Here is a 16,949-nt window from a genome sequence, read left to right as displayed (position 1 = left end):
CGTCCCTGTCCGGCTGCCTCGCTGCCCCGCTGCCTCCGGGGCGGCCGGACCCGAGCAGAACGCGGACGCCCCCCTCGCGCCCCTGACCACCTTCCGGCTCGGCGGCCCCGCCACCCGGCTCGTCACCGCCACCACCGACGACGAGGTCATCGCGGCGGTCCGTGCGGCCGACGCCGCCGGGACCCCGCTGCTGCTCATCGGTGGCGGCTCCAACCTGATCGTCGGGGACAAGGGCTTCGACGGCACGGCGCTGCACATCGCCACCACCGGCTTCTCGCTCGACGGGACCCACCTGGAGCTCGCCGCCGGCGAGGTCTGGACGGACGCCGTGGCCCGGACCGTCGAGGCCGGGCTCGCCGGGATCGAGTGCCTGGCGGGCATCCCCGGCTCCGCGGGCGCGACCCCGATCCAGAACGTCGGCGCCTACGGGCAGGACGTCTCCGCCACCATCACGGAGGTCGTCGCCTACGACCGCCGTGCCGAGGAGACGGTCACCCTCACCAACGCCGAGTGCGCCTTCTCGTACCGCCACAGCCTCTTCAAGGACCAGCCCGACCGGTACGTCGTGCTCCGGGTCCGTTTCCTGCTGGAGGACGCCGGCGGGCTCTCCGCGCCGATCAAGTACGCCGAGACCGCCCGCGAGCTGGGCGTCGAGGCCGGGGACCGGGTGCCGCTCGCCACCGCCCGCGAGACCGTGCTGCGGCTGCGGGCCGGCAAGGGCATGGTGCTGGACCCCGCGGACCACGACACCTGGTCCGCCGGCTCCTTCTTCACCAACCCGATCCTGACGGCGGAGGAGCACACGGCCTTCCTCGCGCGCGTGGCCGAGCGGCTCGGTCCCGACATCGCCCCGCCGGCCTTCCCGGCGGGCGGGGACGGCGCCGTGAAGACCTCGGCCGCCTGGCTCATCGACCGCGCCGGCTTCACCAAGGGGTACGGCTCCGGGCCCGCCCGGATCTCGACCAAGCACACGCTCGCCCTCACCAACCGCGGCGAGGCCAGCACCGAGGACCTGCTCGCCCTCGCCCGCGAGGTCGTGGTGGGCGTCCGGGACGCCTTCGGGATCACCCTGGTCAACGAACCCGTGATGGTCGGCGTCAGCCTCTGACGCCCCGCACGCGGCCCCGACACCCTCCGCGCGGCACGGGCCGGAGGGCGTCAGGCCACCGGCAGCGCCAGCCAGTCGTCGATCCCCGAGAGCAGCTTCGCCCGTACGTCCTCGGGGGCCGCCGAGCCCCGCACCGACTGGCGCGCCAACTCCGCGAGGTCCGCGTCCGTGAACGCGTGGTGCCGGCGGGCGATCTCGTACTGCGCGGCGAGCCGGGAACCGAAGAGAAGCGGGTCGTCCGCGCCCAGCGCCATCGGCACCCCCGCCTCGAAGAGCGCCCGGAGCGGGACGTCCTCGTGCTTCTCGTACACGCCCAGCGCCACGTTCGACGACGGGCAGACCTCGCAGGTCACACCCTTCTCGGCGAGCTTGCGCAGCAGCCGCGGATCCTCCGCCGACCGCACCCCGTGACCGACCCGGGCCGCCCTCAGGTCGTCCAGGCAGTCCCGGACCGACGCGGGCCCCGTCAACTCGCCGCCGTGCGGGGCGGCGAGCAGACCGCCCTCGCGCGCGATCGCGAAGGCACGGTCGAAGTCCCTGGCCATGCCCCGCCGCTCGTCGTTCGAGAGCCCGAAGCCGACCACGCCCCGGTCCGCGTACCGCACGGCGAGCCGGGCGAGCGTACGCGCCTCCAGCGGGTGCTTCATCCGGTTCGCGGCGACCAGCACCCGCATCCCGAGGCCGGTCTCGCGCGAGGCCGTGTCGACCGCGTCGAGGATGACCTCCAGCGCCGGGATGAGCCCGCCGAGGTGAGGGGCGTACGAGGTGGGGTCGACCTGTATCTCCAGCCAGCCCGAGCCGTCCCTGACGTCCTCCTGGGCCGCCTCCCGGACGAGGCGCTGGATGTCCTCCGGCGTGCGCAGGCAGGAGCGGGCGATGTCGTACAGCCGCTGGAAGCGGAACCAGCCGCGTTCGTCGGTCGCCCGTAGTTTCGGGGGCGTACCGCTGCTCAAGGCCTCCGGCAGGTGCACGCCGTACTTGTCGGCCAGTTCGATGAGCGTGGCGGGCCGCATCGAACCGGTGAAGTGCAGGTGCAGATGGGCCTTGGGCAGCAGGGTGACGTCGCGCGGGGCGTCCTGGGTGGTCGGGGTGCGTTCCCCTGAAAAGGCCGGCATTGGCCGATCCTGCCGCACCCGAATGGACCAAGACACCCCTTTTCCCCGATCGGGACCTTGCTAGAACGCAAAAACGGGCCCCCGGTTCCGGAGAACCGGGGGCCCGTCGCGAGCGGCGTCAGTCGGTCGCCTCGGCGAGGAGCTTCTGGATCCGGGACACGCCCTCCACCAGGTCCTCGTCACCGAGCGCGTACGAGAGGCGCAGGTAGCCCGGGGTGCCGAAGGCCTCGCCCGGGACGACCGCGACCTCGGCCTCGTCCAGGATCAGGGCGGCCAGCTCGACCGAGTCCTGCGGACGCCTGCCGCGGATCTCCTTGCCGAGCAGGCCCTTCACCGAGGGGTACGCGTAGAACGCGCCCTCGGGCGTCGGGCAGTACACGCCCTCGATCTCGTTCAGCATCCGCACGATCGTCTGGCGGCGGCGGTCGAAGGCGGTGCGCATCTCCGCCACCGCGTCCAGGTTGCCGGAGACGGCGGCGAGCGCGGCCACCTGCGCGACGTTGCTCACGTTGGACGTGGCGTGCGACTGCAGGTTCGTCGCCGCCTTCACGACGTCCTTCGGGCCCACGATCCACCCGACGCGCCAGCCCGTCATCGCGTACGTCTTCGCCACGCCGTTGACCACGATGCACTTGTCGCGCAGCTCGGGCACGATCGCCGGCAGCGAGGTGAACTTCGCCTCGCCGTAGACCAGGTGCTCGTAGATCTCGTCGGTCAGGACCCACAGGCCGTGCTCGACGGCCCAGCGGCCGATCGCCTCGGCGTCCGCCTCGCTGTAGACCGCGCCGGTCGGGTTCGAGGGGGAGACGAAGAGGACGACCTTGGTCTTCTCCGTGCGGGCCGCCTCCAACTGCTCAACCGACACCCGGTAGCCGGTGGTCTCGTCGGCGACCACCTCCACCGGCACACCGCCCGCGAGGCGGATCGACTCGGGGTAGGTCGTCCAGTACGGAGCCGGAACGATGACCTCGTCGCCCGGGTCGAGGATCGCGGCGAAGGCCTCGTAGATCGCCTGCTTGCCGCCGTTGGTCACCAGGATCTGGGAGGCGTCGACCTCGTAGCCGGAGTCGCGCAGCGTCTTGGCGGCGATCGCGGCCTTCAGCTCGGGCAGGCCACCGGCCGGCGTGTAGCGGTGGTACTTCGGGTTCTTGCAGGCCTCGACGGCCGCTTCGACGATGTAGTCCGGCGTCGGGAAGTCGGGCTCACCCGCGCCGAAACCGATCACCGGACGGCCGGCGGCCTTGAGGGCCTTGGCCTTGGCGTCGACGGCGAGGGTGGCGGACTCGGAGATCGCACCGATCCGGGCGGAGACCCGACGCTCGGTGGGAGGGGTAGCAGCGCTCATACGGGCCATCGTCCCAGACCCCGTCGAGGCCCGGCACACAGGTTTCACGGACCGGACAGGAACGGTCATTCCCGGTCGTACGCGCGTCCGTCGGCAGGTCGGCGCGCTTTCTGTTCGACGTAGGGGCCCATGACCACGTATGCTCACTGCTCGTTGGCCCGCACCGACCACATCTCAGGATGCGGTAGGTTAGGGGAACCGACAAAGGGTCGTAGCTCAATTGGTAGAGCACCGGTCTCCAAAACCGGCGGTTGGGGGTTCAAGTCCCTCCGGCCCTGCTACACACACCGCCAGGTGTTGTGCGCATGTACGTACTTCATTGCACCGCCGTGCGGCTCCACCCGGGCGCGGCACGGCCGACCCGGAATCAGGTGAGAGATCGTGACGGACGCCGTAGGCTCCATCGACATGCCTGATGCCGACGACGAGACCACAGAGTCGAAGAAGAAGTCCCGCAAGGGCGGGAAGCGCGGAAAGAAGGGCCCCTTCGGCCGCCTCGCGCTCTTCTACCGCCAGATCATCGCTGAGCTCCGCAAGGTCGTCTGGCCCACGCGCAGCCAGCTGACGACGTACACCACCGTGGTGATTGTCTTCGTCGTCATCATGATCGGCCTTGTCACCGTGATTGACTATGGCTTCCAGGAAGCAGTCAAGTACGTCTTCGGCTGACTTTTTGTTCCACCCCATCTGTATCGCAGGAAGAAGCAGCCACCGTGTCTGACGCGAACCTGAACGACGCCTTCGAGTCCGAGTCCGTCAAGGACGAGCTGGACACCGTCGAGGCCGCCGCCGAGGACCAGGCCGACGCTGCTGCTGAGGACACCGCCGTCGAGGTCGACGAGGTCGAGGCCGCCGAGGAAGAGACCGCGGAGGAGGCCGAGCCGGCCGCCCCGGTCGACCCGGTCGCCGCGCTCCGCGAGGAACTGCGCACCCTCCCGGGCGAGTGGTACGTCATCCACACCTACGCGGGCTACGAGAAGCGCGTGAAGGCCAACCTCGAACAGCGTGCCGTTTCGCTCAACGTCGAGGACTTCATCTACCAGGCCGAGGTCCCCGAGGAAGAGATCGTCCAGATCAAGGGCGGCGAGCGCAAGAACGTCAAGCAGAACAAGCTCCCGGGCTACGTCCTCGTCCGCATGGACCTGACGAACGAGTCCTGGGGCGTCGTCCGCAACACCCCCGGCGTCACCGGCTTCGTGGGCAACGCCTACGACCCGTACCCGCTGACCCTGGACGAGATCGTCAAGATGCTCGCCCCGGAGGCCGAGGAGAAGGCCGCCCGCGAGGCCGCCGAGGCCGAGGGCAAGCCGGCTCCGGCCCGCAAGCTGGAGGTTCAGGTCCTGGACTTCGAGGTCGGCGACTCGGTCACCGTCACCGACGGCCCGTTCGCGACCCTCCAGGCCACGATCAACGAGATCAACCCGGACTCGAAGAAGGTCAAGGGCCTCGTCGAGATCTTCGGTCGCGAGACCCCGGTCGAGCTCAGCTTCGACCAGATCCAGAAGAACTGATCTCACCGTCTTCCGACCAGGTCAGAGCGGCGCTCCCGAGGAGTGCTTCCCGCACGCGGGAGACGCTCTGACCTGCTCGGTTTTTAGCCGCACGACCATACCCGTTATCGTTGTGCGGTATGCCTGCATCCGGATGACCGGATGACGGGCTGAACACTCTCACTAGGACCCGGAGAGAAAGCAATGCCTCCCAAGAAGAAGAAGGTCACGGGGCTTATCAAGCTCCAGATCAACGCCGGTGCGGCCAACCCGGCCCCGCCGGTCGGCCCCGCGCTGGGTCAGCACGGCGTCAACATCATGGAGTTCTGCAAGGCCTACAACGCTGCGACCGAGTCGCAGCGCGGCATGGTCGTGCCGGTGGAGATCACGGTCTACGAAGACCGCACCTTCACCTTCATCACCAAGACCCCGCCGGCCGCCAAGCTGATCCTCAAGGCCGCGGGTGTGGAGAAGGGCTCCGGCGAGCCGCACAAGACCAAGGTCGCCAAGCTCACGGCCGCCCAGGTCCGCGAGATCGCCACGGTCAAGCTCCCCGACCTCAACGCCAACGACCTGGACGCCGCGTCCAAGATCATCGCTGGCACCGCCCGCTCCATGGGCATCACGGTCGAGGGCTGATCACCCCCGTTTGACCTCAGTGGTAGGGCCGGCGCGGTCCGCACCACGACTCCACACCTGAAACAACAGGAGAAGCAGTGAAGCGCAGCAAGGCTCTCCGCAGCGCGGACGCCAAGGTCGACCGCGAGCGGAACTACGCCCCCCTCGAGGCCGTCCGTCTCGCCAAGGACACCGCCACCACGAAGTTCGACGGCACCGTCGAGGTCGCCTTCCGCCTGGGTGTCGACCCGCGCAAGGCCGACCAGATGGTCCGTGGCACCGTGAACCTTCCGCACGGCACCGGCAAGACCGCCCGGGTCCTGGTCTTCGCGACCGGTGAGCGTGCCGAGGCCGCGATTGCCGCGGGCGCCGACATCGTCGGCTCCGACGAGCTCATCGACGAGATCTCCAAGGGCAACCGCCTGAACGAGTTCGACGCCGTTGTGGCCACCCCGGACCTCATGGGCAAGGTCGGCCGCCTCGGCCGCGTCCTCGGCCCGCGTGGTCTCATGCCGAACCCCAAGGTCGGCACCGTCACCCCCGATGTCGCGAAGGCCGTCAACGACATCAAGGGCGGCAAGATCGAGTTCCGCGTCGACAAGCACTCGAACCTGCACTTCGTCATCGGCAAGGTCTCCTTCGACGAGACGAAGCTGGTCGAGAACTACGCCGCGGCGCTGGAGGAGATCCTCCGTCTGAAGCCGTCCGCCGCGAAGGGTCGCTACATCAAGAAGGCGACCATCACGACGACGATGGGCCCCGGCATCCCGCTGGACTCCAACCGCACCCGCAACCTCCTCGTCGAGGAGGACCCGGCCGCGGTCTGAGTCCCACGGACTCACTGAGTGGTCAGCCGGCCCCGCACCTCTCCGGAGGTGCGGGGCCGGCCCTTTGCTACGGTTCAAGAGACCGTAAAGGCATGAACAAACGGGGTGGGAACGCAGATGAGCAAGTCCGCATGGAAGCGCGTGGGAGTCGCCCTGACGGCCGCGGCCGTCGTGACGGGTGTCGCGGGCTGTCAGGACGACGGGGAGGCGAAGGCGGGCTCCGAGAGCCCCCAGAGCGCCACGAAGGTCATCCAGGCCGCGTACGAGAAGACCTCGGCGGCCAAGGCCGCCAAGGTGAAGATGACCATCGACATGGAGGGTGTCGACGCTCAGGCGGGCACCATGGAGATGGACGGCGTCATGGGCTGGGGCCCGGCGACGATGGACATGACGATGAAGGCCTCCATGCTGGCCGGTGCCGGCGAGGGCGGGCCCGAGCAGATGCGCATGATCATGCTCGACAACATCATGTACATGGACATGGGTGCCGCGCAGGCCGACAAGATGGACGGCAAGCGCTGGATGAAGCTGGACATGAAGGCCATGGCCGAGGCGTCCGGTGACGCGGCGCTGCAGAAGCAGATGACCGGCGGCCTGGAGAACATGAACCAGGACCCCGCGCAGCAGCTGGCCCTGCTCCTGGACTCCCCGGACCTGAAGCACGTGGGTGCCGAGAAGGTCAACGGGATGCAGACCGAGCACTACAAGGGCGCGCTCACCTTCGAGCAGATGCTGGCGGCCAACGAGTCTTCGAAGCTCCTCTCCAAGGAGGAGCACGACAAGCTCGTCGACAGCATGAAGAAGGCGGGCCTCAAGGGCTACGACACCGAACTCTGGGTCACCGAGGACGGCTACCCGGCACGCATGGACGTCGACATGAAGATGGCCGAGGGCACCGTGCGGATCCGGGCCGACTACAGCGACTACGGCGTCAAGGCCGCCGTCCAGGCCCCGCCGGCCGCGGACACCATGGACCTCTTCAAGATGCTGAAGGACCTCGGCCAGGGCTGATTTGCCCGAAGCCGAACCGGTCGCGTACTCTTTCACAGAAGCCAAAGACCGCTGGTCGTCGCTGTGCCTTCACGGTGCGGTGGCCGAAGGATTCGCTGAGATGCGAGCGACCCGCGCAGGTGACTGTGGAAGAGTTCCCGGATCCTTCGATTCGGTCGAGCTGTGCCCCGTGCGCCTGCGCCCGGGGCGTTTTGTTTTGTTCAGCCCCTTCTGCGCGGTCCCATCACCCGGAAGGAGGCCGACGCTCATGGCAAGGCCCGACAAGGCTGCCGCGGTAGCCGAGCTCAAGGACAAGTTCCAGAGCTCGAACGCCGTCGTGCTGACCGAGTACCGGGGTCTCACCGTGGCGCAGCTCAAGACGCTGCGTCGTTCGCTCGGTGAGAACGCCCAGTACGCCGTGGTGAAGAACACGCTGACCAAGATTGCGGCCAACGAGGCCGGGATCACCTCGCTCGACGACCAGTTCACCGGTCCGACGGGCGCTGCCTTCATCACCGGTGACCCGGTGGAGTCGGCGAAGGGTCTTCGTGACTTCGCCAAGGAGAACCCGAATCTCGTCATCAAGGGCGGTGTCCTTGACGGCAAGGCGCTGACCGCCGACGAGATCAAGAAGCTTGCGGACCTCGAGTCCCGCGAGGTTCTGCTCAGCAAGCTGGCCGGCGCGTTCAAGGGCAAGCAGTCCCAGGCTGCCTCGCTCTTCCAGGCGCTGCCGTCGAAGTTCGTCCGCACCGCGGAAGCGCTTCGCGTCAAGCTCGCCGAGCAGGGCGGTGCCGAGTAATTCGGCTCGCGCATTGATCCGCGCCGCTCTCGTGCGCGGGTCGCAGCGGGCCGTTACGCCCGCCTCTACATACATCCGGCACCTGCCGAATTAGTGGAAGGATCGCCCATCATGGCGAAGCTCTCTCAGGACGACCTCCTCGCCCAGTTCGAGGAGATGACCCTCATCGAGCTCTCCGAGTTCGTGAAGGCCTTCGAGGAGAAGTTCGACGTCACCGCCGCCGCGGCCGTCGCCGTTGCCGGTCCGGCCGCCGCCGGTGGCGACGCCGGTGGCGCTGTCGAGGAGCAGGACGAGTTCGACGTCATCCTCGAGGGTGCCGGCGACAAGAAGATCCAGGTCATCAAGGTCGTGCGCGAGCTCACCTCCCTGGGCCTCAAGGAGGCCAAGGACCTCGTCGACGGCACCCCGAAGCCGGTCCTCGAGAAGGTCACGAAGGAGGCCGCCGAGAAGGCTGCCGAGTCCCTCAAGGCCGCCGGCGCCAGCGTCACGGTCAAGTAAGACCGTTTCGAGTCGCTGAGCTGACTCACGCCCCCGTGTAACGCGGAGGCCCCGAGAGGCGATCATCCATCTGGGTGGTCGCCTCTCGGCGTTCTCCGGAAGGGGCGTGGCGGGCGTCCCGAGGGCCTCCGGAAGCGGAGTATGGTGATCTTCGCCGTGCGCCCCGCGGGTCGGGGCCCTTGACGAACCGCACGCAGCGCGCAATTCTCAGGACGCGTCGTCACATCGATCCGTTTTCCGAGGCATGGATCGACGACCGAACGGGCAGTATCGAGGTGCGCCGTACGGCGCGGGGTACCGCGGAGTTGAGAGCAACGAGGGTCGCGAAGAACTCGCCCTGGACATCAGTGAGCCAAGTGGCTACACTGACCCTTTGCGCTGCCTGTTAGCTGCCCCCTGCCCGTCACCAGGGGCATACCTTCGCATCAGCTTCGTAAGCCGACCCTGTCTGACCTGGCCTTTTGGCCGGTTCAGGAAAAGTCTGCCGTGAAGCCTTGCTGGGGACCGGTACGCGCGTAGTGAGTCCGAGCCCTCGGAAGGACCCCCTCTTGGCCGCCTCGCGCAACGCCTCGACCAATACGAACAACGGCGCAAGCACCGCCCCGCTGCGCATCTCCTTTGCAAAGATCAAGGAGCCCCTCGAGGTTCCGAACCTCCTCGCGCTGCAGACCGAGAGCTTTGACTGGCTGCTCGGCAACGCCGCCTGGAAGGCTCGCGTCGAGGCTGCCCTTGAGTCGGGACAGGACGTCCCCACGAAGTCCGGTCTGGAGGAGATCTTCGAGGAGATCTCCCCGATCGAGGACTTCTCCGGGTCGATGTCGCTGACCTTCCGCGACCACCGCTTCGAGCCGCCGAAGAACTCGATCGACGAGTGCAAGGACCGTGACTTCACGTACGGCGCCCCGCTCTTCGTCACCGCCGAGTTCACCAACAACGAGACCGGCGAGATCAAGTCCCAGACGGTCTTCATGGGCGACTTCCCGCTCATGACCAACAAGGGCACCTTCGTCATCAACGGCACCGAGCGCGTCGTGGTGTCGCAGCTGGTCCGTTCGCCGGGCGTCTACTTCGACTCGTCGATCGACAAGACCTCCGACAAGGACATCTTCTCCGCCAAGATCATCCCGTCCCGGGGTGCCTGGCTGGAGATGGAGATCGACAAGCGCGACCTCGTCGGCGTCCGCATCGACCGCAAGCGCAAGCAGTCGGTCACCGTCCTCCTGAAGGCCCTCGGTTGGACCACCGAGCAGATCCTGCAGGAGTTCGGCGAGTACGAGTCCATGCGCGCCACCCTGGAGAAGGACCACACCCAGGGCCAGGACGACGCGCTGCTCGACATCTACCGCAAGCTCCGTCCGGGCGAGCCGCCGACCCGCGAGGCCGCTCAGACGCTGCTCGAGAACCTCTACTTCAACCCGAAGCGCTACGACCTCGCGAAGGTCGGCCGCTACAAGGTGAACAAGAAGCTCGGCGCCGACGAGCCGCTGGACGCCGGTGTCCTCACCACCGACGACATCATCGCCACGATCAAGTACCTCGTGAAGCTCCACGCGGGCGAGGTCGAGACGATCGGCGAGAACGGCAACGAGATCGTCGTCGAGACCGACGACATCGACCACTTCGGCAACCGTCGTCTGCGCAACGTCGGCGAGCTCATCCAGAACCAGGTCCGCACGGGTCTGGCCCGCATGGAGCGCGTCGTCCGCGAGCGGATGACCACCCAGGACGTCGAGGCGATCACGCCGCAGACCCTGATCAACATCCGGCCGGTCGTCGCCTCCATCAAGGAGTTCTTCGGCACCAGCCAGCTGTCCCAGTTCATGGACCAGAACAACCCGCTGTCGGGTCTGACGCACAAGCGTCGTCTCTCGGCGCTGGGTCCCGGTGGTCTGTCCCGTGAGCGGGCCGGCTTCGAGGTCCGAGACGTGCACCCGTCCCACTACGGACGCATGTGCCCGATCGAGACCCCCGAAGGCCCGAACATCGGTCTGATCGGTTCGCTCGCCTCGTACGGCCGCGTCAACGCGTTCGGCTTCATCGAGACGCCCTACCGCAAGGTCGTCGACGGCCAGGTCACCGACGAGGTCGACTACGTCACCGCCGACGAGGAGGACCGCTTCGTCATCGCGCAGGCCAACGCCGCGCTCGACGACGAGCTCCGCTTCTCCGAGAACCGCGTCCTGGTCCGCAAGCGCGGCGGCGAGGTCGACTACGTCGAGCCGTCGGACGTGGACTACATGGACGTCTCGCCGCGCCAGATGGTGTCGGTCGCGACCGCCATGATCCCGTTCCTCGAGCACGACGACGCCAACCGTGCCCTCATGGGCGCGAACATGATGCGCCAGGCCGTTCCGCTCATCAAGTCGGAGGCCCCGCTCGTCGGCACCGGCATGGAGTACCGCTGCGCCACCGACGCCGGCGACGTGCTCAAGGCCGAGAAGGACGGCGTCGTCCAGGAGCTGTCGGCCGACTACATCACGGTCGCCAACGACGACGGCACGTACATCACGTACCGCCTGCACAAGTTCTCCCGCTCCAACCAGGGCACCTCTGTGAACCAGAAGGTCGTCGTGGACGAGGGCGACCGCGTCATCGAGGGCCAGGTCCTCGCCGACGGGCCCGCCACCGAAGACGGCGAGATGGCGCTCGGCAAGAACCTGCTCGTCGCGTTCATGCCGTGGGAGGGCCACAACTACGAGGACGCGATCATCCTGTCGCAGCGCCTCGTGCAGGACGACGTCCTCTCCTCGATCCACATCGAGGAGCACGAGGTCGACGCCCGTGACACCAAGCTCGGCCCCGAGGAGATCACCCGGGACATCCCGAACGTCTCCGAGGAGGTCCTCGCCGACCTCGACGAGCGCGGCATCATCCGCATCGGTGCCGAGGTCGTCGCCGGCGACATCCTGGTCGGCAAGGTCACCCCGAAGGGCGAGACCGAGCTGACCCCGGAGGAGCGCCTGCTCCGCGCGATCTTCGGCGAGAAGGCCCGTGAGGTCCGTGACACCTCGCTCAAGGTGCCGCACGGCGAGATCGGCAAGATCATCGGCGTCCGCGTCTTCGACCGCGAGGAGGGCGACGAGCTTCCCCCGGGCGTGAACCAGCTGGTCCGCGTCTACGTCGCCCAGAAGCGCAAGATCACCGACGGTGACAAGCTCGCCGGCCGTCACGGCAACAAGGGCGTCATCTCGAAGATCCTCCCGATCGAGGACATGCCGTTCCTGGAGGACGGCACCCCGGTCGACATCATCCTCAACCCGCTGGGCGTCCCGTCCCGAATGAACCCGGGACAGGTCCTGGAGATCCACCTCGGCTGGCTCGCCAGCCGCGGCTGGGACGTCTCCGGTCTCGCGGACGAGTGGGCGCAGCGCCTCCAGGCGATCGGCGCCGACCAGGTCGCCCCCGGCACCAACGTCGCCACCCCGGTCTTCGACGGTGCGCGCGAGGACGAGCTGGCGGGTCTGCTCCAGCACACCATCCCGAACCGCGACGGCGAGCGCATGGTGCTCCCGACCGGTAAGGCGAGGCTGTTCGACGGCCGCTCCGGTGAGCCGTTCCCGGACCCGATCTCGGTCGGGTACATGTACATCCTCAAGCTGCACCACCTGGTCGACGACAAGCTGCACGCGCGTTCGACCGGCCCGTACTCGATGATCACCCAGCAGCCGCTGGGTGGTAAGGCCCAGTTCGGTGGCCAGCGCTTCGGTGAGATGGAGGTGTGGGCGCTGGAGGCTTACGGCGCCGCGTACGCCCTCCAGGAGCTGCTGACGATCAAGTCCGACGACGTGACCGGCCGCGTGAAGGTCTACGAGGCCATCGTCAAGGGCGAGAACATCCCTGAGCCCGGCATCCCCGAGTCCTTCAAGGTGCTCATCAAGGAGATGCAGTCCCTGTGCCTCAACGTGGAGGTGCTGTCCTCGGACGGCATGTCCATCGAGATGCGCGACACCGACGAGGACGTCTTCCGCGCAGCGGAGGAGCTCGGCATCGACCTGTCCCGGCGCGAGCCGAGCAGCGTCGAAGAGGTCTGACGGGAGTCCGGCCGGGGGGACCGATGACGGTCCCCCCGGCGGCCCCAAGACCCCCGTATCAGACCCACAGCCTTACAACCCTGAGAGGGATTGACGCATAGTGCTCGACGTCAACTTCTTCGACGAGCTCCGGATCGGTCTGGCCACCGCTGACGACATCCGTCAGTGGAGCCACGGCGAGGTCAAGAAGCCGGAGACCATCAACTACCGCACCCTGAAGCCCGAGAAGGACGGACTCTTCTGCGAGAAGATCTTCGGTCCGACCCGGGACTGGGAGTGCTACTGCGGCAAGTACAAGCGCGTCCGCTTCAAGGGCATCATCTGCGAGCGGTGTGGCGTCGAGGTCACCCGCGCCAAGGTGCGCCGCGAGCGGATGGGCCACATCGAGCTGGCCGCCCCGGTCACCCACATCTGGTACTTCAAGGGCGTTCCGTCGCGCCTCGGCTACCTGCTCGACCTCGCCCCGAAGGACCTGGAGAAGGTCATCTACTTCGCGGCGTACATGATCACGTACGTCGATGACGAGCGTCGCACCCGCGACCTGCCCTCGCTGGAGGCGCATGTCTCCGTCGAGCGCCAGCAGATCGAGAACCGTCGCGACTCCGACCTGGAGGCCCGCGCCAAGAAGCTCGAGAACGACCTCGCCGAGCTGGAGGCCGAGGGCGCCAAGGCCGACGTGCGCCGCAAGGTGCGCGAGGGCGCCGAGCGCGAGATGAAGCAGCTGCGCGACCGCGCGCAGCGCGAGATCGACCGTCTGGACGAGGTCTGGTCCCGCTTCAAGAACCTCAAGGTCCAGGACCTGGAGGGCGACGAGCTCCTCTACCGCGAGCTGCGTGACCGCTTCGGCACGTACTTCGACGGTTCGATGGGTGCCGCGGCGCTGCAGAAGCGCCTGGAGTCCTTCGACCTGGAGGAGGAGGCCGAGCGCCTCCGCGAGATCATCCGTACCGGCAAGGGCCAGAAGAAGACCCGTGCGCTCAAGCGCCTCAAGGTCGTCTCCGCGTTCCTGCAGACCGCGAACAGCCCCAAGGGCATGGTTCTCGACTGCGTGCCGGTGATCCCGCCGGACCTGCGTCCGATGGTGCAGCTGGACGGTGGCCGCTTCGCGACCTCCGACCTGAACGACCTGTACCGCCGTGTGATCAACCGCAACAACCGTCTGAAGCGCCTGCTCGACCTCGGTGCCCCCGAGATCATCGTGAACAACGAGAAGCGGATGCTCCAGGAGGCGGTCGACGCCCTCTTCGACAACGGCCGTCGCGGTCGCCCGGTCACGGGCCCCGGCAACCGTCCGCTGAAGTCCCTCAGCGACATGCTGAAGGGCAAGCAGGGTCGATTCCGTCAGAACCTGCTCGGCAAGCGCGTGGACTACTCCGCGCGTTCCGTCATCGTCGTCGGCCCGCAGCTCAAGCTGCACCAGTGCGGTCTGCCGAAGGCCATGGCGCTGGAGCTCTTCAAGCCGTTCGTGATGAAGCGCCTGGTCGACCTGAACCACGCGCAGAACATCAAGTCGGCGAAGCGGATGGTCGAGCGCGGCCGGACCGTCGTGTACGACGTCCTCGAAGAGGTCATCGCCGAGCACCCGGTCCTGCTGAACCGTGCGCCCACGCTGCACCGCCTCGGCATCCAGGCCTTCGAGCCGCAGCTGGTCGAGGGCAAGGCCATCCAGATCCACCCGCTCGTCTGCACCGCGTTCAACGCGGACTTCGACGGTGACCAGATGGCCGTCCACCTGCCGCTCTCCGCGGAGGCGCAGGCCGAGGCCCGCATCCTGATGCTGTCCTCGAACAACATCCTCAAGCCGGCCGACGGCCGCCCGGTCACGATGCCGACCCAGGACATGGTCCTCGGTCTGTTCTTCCTGACCACCGACGGCGACCTCCGTGACACCAAGGGCGAGGGCCGCGCGTTCGGCTCCACGGCCGAGGCGATCATGGCGTTCGACGCCGGCGAGCTCGCGCTGCAGTCGCCGATCGACATCCGCTTCCCGGTGGGCACCATCCCGCCGCGCGGCTGGACCCCGCCGGCGCGCGAGGAGGGCGAGCCCGAGTGGCAGCAGGGGGACTCGTTCCGCCTGCGCACCACCCTGGGCCGTGCGCTCTTCAACGAGCTGCTGCCCGAGGACTACCCGTTCGTCGACTACTCCGTCGGCAAGAAGCAGCTCTCCGAGATCGTCAACGACCTCGCCGAGCGCTACCCCAAGGTCATCGTGGCGGCGACGCTCGACAACCTGAAGGCGGCCGGCTTCTACTGGGCGACCCGTTCCGGTGTCACCGTGGCCATCTCCGACGTCGTCGTTCCCGAGGCGAAGAAGGAGATCGTCGCCGGCTACGAGGCGCAGGACGAGAAGGTCCAGAAGCAGTACGAGCGCGGTCTGATCACCAAGGAAGAGCGCACGCAGGAACTCATCACGATCTGGACCAAGGCGACCACCGAGGTCGCCGAGGCGATGAACGCGAACTTCCCCAAGACGAACCCCATCTTCATGATGGTTGACTCGGGTGCCCGAGGAAACATGATGCAGATGCGGCAGATCGCCGGTATGCGTGGTCTGGTGTCGAACGCGAAGAACGAGACCATCCCGCGTCCCATCAAGGCGTCCTTCCGCGAGGGCCTCTCCGTCCTCGAGTACTTCATCTCGACGCACGGTGCCCGTAAGGGTCTCGCCGACACCGCCCTGCGCACCGCCGACTCGGGTTACCTGACCCGTCGTCTGGTGGACGTCTCGCAGGACGTGATCATCCGCGAGGAGGACTGTGGCACCGAGCGCGGTCTGAAGCTGCGGATCGCGGCCAAGGACGAGGCCGGTGTCCTGCGGAAGACGGACGACGTCGAGACCTCCGTGTACGCGCGGATGCTCGCCGAGGACGTCGTCGTCGACGGCAAGGTCATCGCTCCGGCCAACGTCGACCTGGGTGACGTGCTCATCGACGCCCTGGTCAACGCGGGCGTCGAGGAGGTCAAGACCCGCTCGGTCCTGACCTGTGAGTCCGCCGTCGGCACCTGTGCGTTCTGCTACGGCCGTTCGCTCGCCACCGGCAAGCTGGTCGACATCGGTGAGGCGGTCGGCATCATCGCCGCCCAGTCCATCGGTGAGCCCGGTACCCAGCTGACGATGCGTACCTTCCACACCGGTGGTGTGGCCGGTGACGACATCACCCAGGGTCTGCCCCGTGTCGTCGAGCTCTTCGAGGCGCGCCAGCCCAAGGGTGTCGCCCCGATCTCCGAGGCGGCCGGTCGCGTCCGCATCGAGGAGACCGAGAAGACCAAGAAGATCGTCGTCACCCCGGACGACGGCAGCGACGAGACGGCGTTCCCGATCTCGAAGCGTGCCCGTCTGCTCGTGGGAGAGGGCGACCACGTCGAGGTCGGCCAGAAGCTCACCGTGGGTGCCACCAACCCGCACGACGTGCTCCGGATCCTCGGTCAGCGCGCGGTCCAGGTCCACCTGGTCGGCGAGGTCCAGAAGGTCTACAACTCGCAGGGCGTGTCGATCCACGACAAGCACATCGAGATCATCATCCGGCAGATGCTGCGCCGTGTGACGATCATCGAGTCCGGTGACGCGGAGCTGCTGCCGGGCGAGCTGGTCGAGCGGTCGAAGTTCGAGACCGAGAACCGTCGTGTGGTCACCGAGGGCGGACACCCCGCCTCCGGCCGTCCGCAGCTGATGGGCATCACCAAGGCCTCGCTGGCGACGGAGTCCTGGCTGTCGGCCGCCTCCTTCCAGGAGACGACCCGAGTGCTGACGGACGCGGCGATCAACGCCAAGTCCGACAGCCTCATCGGCCTCAAGGAGAACGTCATCATCGGTAAGCTCATCCCGGCCGGTACGGGTCTGTCCCGCTACCGCAACATCCGGGTCGAGCCGACCGAGGAGGCCAAGGCCGCGATGTACTCGGCCGTCGGCTACGACGACATCGACTACTCGCCGTTCGGCTCGGGCTCCGGCCAGGCCGTTCCGCTGGAGGACTACGACTACGGTCCGTACAACCAGTAAGCGAGTCGTTTGACGCCGAAGGGCGGGGACCCCCGTGCGGACGGGGGGGCCCCCCGGGGGGGTTCTACCGCGCCCTCCACCACCCGGGCCCGCCGGGGGGGGTGGGCGTCCCCACGCCCGCGGGCCGC

12 protein-coding genes and 1 tRNA gene are annotated in these 16,949 nt (G+C 67.7%); 11 read left to right on the top strand and 2 right to left on the bottom strand.

Annotation, left to right across the window (positions count from 1 at the left end; genetic code table 11):
* Window positions 1-13: 13 nt before the first annotated feature.
* A complete protein-coding gene (locus ACFW2Y_RS27310; protein WP_384884530.1) occupies window positions 14-1,108 on the top strand; it encodes a UDP-N-acetylmuramate dehydrogenase in 1,095 nt (364 codons plus the stop codon).
* Between the two features lie 50 nt (window positions 1,109-1,158).
* On the opposite strand, the gene ACFW2Y_RS27305 is transcribed toward ACFW2Y_RS27310, so the two are convergent.
* The gene (locus ACFW2Y_RS27305) at window positions 1,159-2,223 is read right to left on the bottom strand and encodes an adenosine deaminase (RefSeq protein WP_384884528.1); all 1,065 of its coding nucleotides are present in this window, start codon (window positions 2,221-2,223) and stop codon (window positions 1,159-1,161) included.
* A 118-nt stretch (window positions 2,224-2,341) separates the two neighbouring features.
* Window positions 2,342-3,568, bottom strand: coding sequence for a pyridoxal phosphate-dependent aminotransferase (locus ACFW2Y_RS27300; protein ID WP_384884526.1), 1,227 nt, complete (start codon window positions 3,566-3,568; stop codon window positions 2,342-2,344).
* A gap of 205 nt (window positions 3,569-3,773) precedes the next feature.
* Here ACFW2Y_RS27300 and ACFW2Y_RS27295 point away from each other — a divergent pair.
* From ACFW2Y_RS27295 to ACFW2Y_RS27250, 10 genes are all read left to right on the top strand, one after another.
* A tRNA-Trp gene (locus ACFW2Y_RS27295) sits at window positions 3,774-3,846 on the top strand.
* Between the two features lie 103 nt (window positions 3,847-3,949).
* Window positions 3,950-4,237 (top strand): preprotein translocase subunit SecE, encoded by a 288-nt coding sequence (gene secE, locus ACFW2Y_RS27290; protein WP_384884524.1) that lies wholly within the window; start codon window positions 3,950-3,952, stop codon window positions 4,235-4,237.
* A 44-nt stretch (window positions 4,238-4,281) separates the two neighbouring features.
* Window positions 4,282-5,079, top strand: a complete 798-nt coding sequence (gene nusG / locus ACFW2Y_RS27285; RefSeq protein WP_384884522.1) for a transcription termination/antitermination protein NusG — start codon at window positions 4,282-4,284, stop codon at window positions 5,077-5,079.
* A 183-nt stretch (window positions 5,080-5,262) separates the two neighbouring features.
* Complete coding sequence (rplK, locus tag ACFW2Y_RS27280; RefSeq protein ID WP_030687894.1) at window positions 5,263-5,697, top strand: 50S ribosomal protein L11; 435 nt, start codon at window positions 5,263-5,265, stop codon at window positions 5,695-5,697.
* Between the two features lie 77 nt (window positions 5,698-5,774).
* Window positions 5,775-6,503, top strand: a complete 729-nt coding sequence (gene rplA / locus ACFW2Y_RS27275; RefSeq protein ID WP_384884519.1) for a 50S ribosomal protein L1 — start codon at window positions 5,775-5,777, stop codon at window positions 6,501-6,503.
* 117 nt (window positions 6,504-6,620) lie between these two features.
* Complete coding sequence (locus ACFW2Y_RS27270) at window positions 6,621-7,514, top strand: hypothetical protein (protein ID WP_384884517.1); 894 nt, start codon at window positions 6,621-6,623, stop codon at window positions 7,512-7,514.
* Between the two features lie 247 nt (window positions 7,515-7,761).
* Window positions 7,762-8,292: a 50S ribosomal protein L10 gene (rplJ, locus tag ACFW2Y_RS27265; protein ID WP_384884515.1), complete on the top strand. Its 531-nt coding sequence runs from the start codon at window positions 7,762-7,764 to the stop codon at window positions 8,290-8,292.
* Window positions 8,293-8,403: 111 nt separating this feature from the next.
* Window positions 8,404-8,790: a 50S ribosomal protein L7/L12 gene (gene rplL, locus ACFW2Y_RS27260; RefSeq protein ID WP_384884512.1), complete on the top strand. Its 387-nt coding sequence runs from the start codon at window positions 8,404-8,406 to the stop codon at window positions 8,788-8,790.
* Window positions 8,791-9,338: 548 nt separating this feature from the next.
* Window positions 9,339-12,821: a DNA-directed RNA polymerase subunit beta gene (gene rpoB / locus ACFW2Y_RS27255; protein WP_384884509.1), complete on the top strand. Its 3,483-nt coding sequence runs from the start codon at window positions 9,339-9,341 to the stop codon at window positions 12,819-12,821.
* Window positions 12,822-12,921: 100 nt separating this feature from the next.
* Complete coding sequence (locus tag ACFW2Y_RS27250) at window positions 12,922-16,821, top strand: DNA-directed RNA polymerase subunit beta' (RefSeq protein WP_384884506.1); 3,900 nt, start codon at window positions 12,922-12,924, stop codon at window positions 16,819-16,821.
* Window positions 16,822-16,949: the final 128 nt, after the last annotated feature.

Source organism: Streptomyces sp. NPDC058877, assembly GCF_042742855.1.
In the GTDB taxonomy this organism is placed as follows: domain Bacteria; phylum Actinomycetota; class Actinomycetes; order Streptomycetales; family Streptomycetaceae; genus Streptomyces.
The sequence above is the reverse complement of the archived record's forward strand: the minus strand, read 5'-3'. Positions and strand labels throughout refer to the sequence as shown.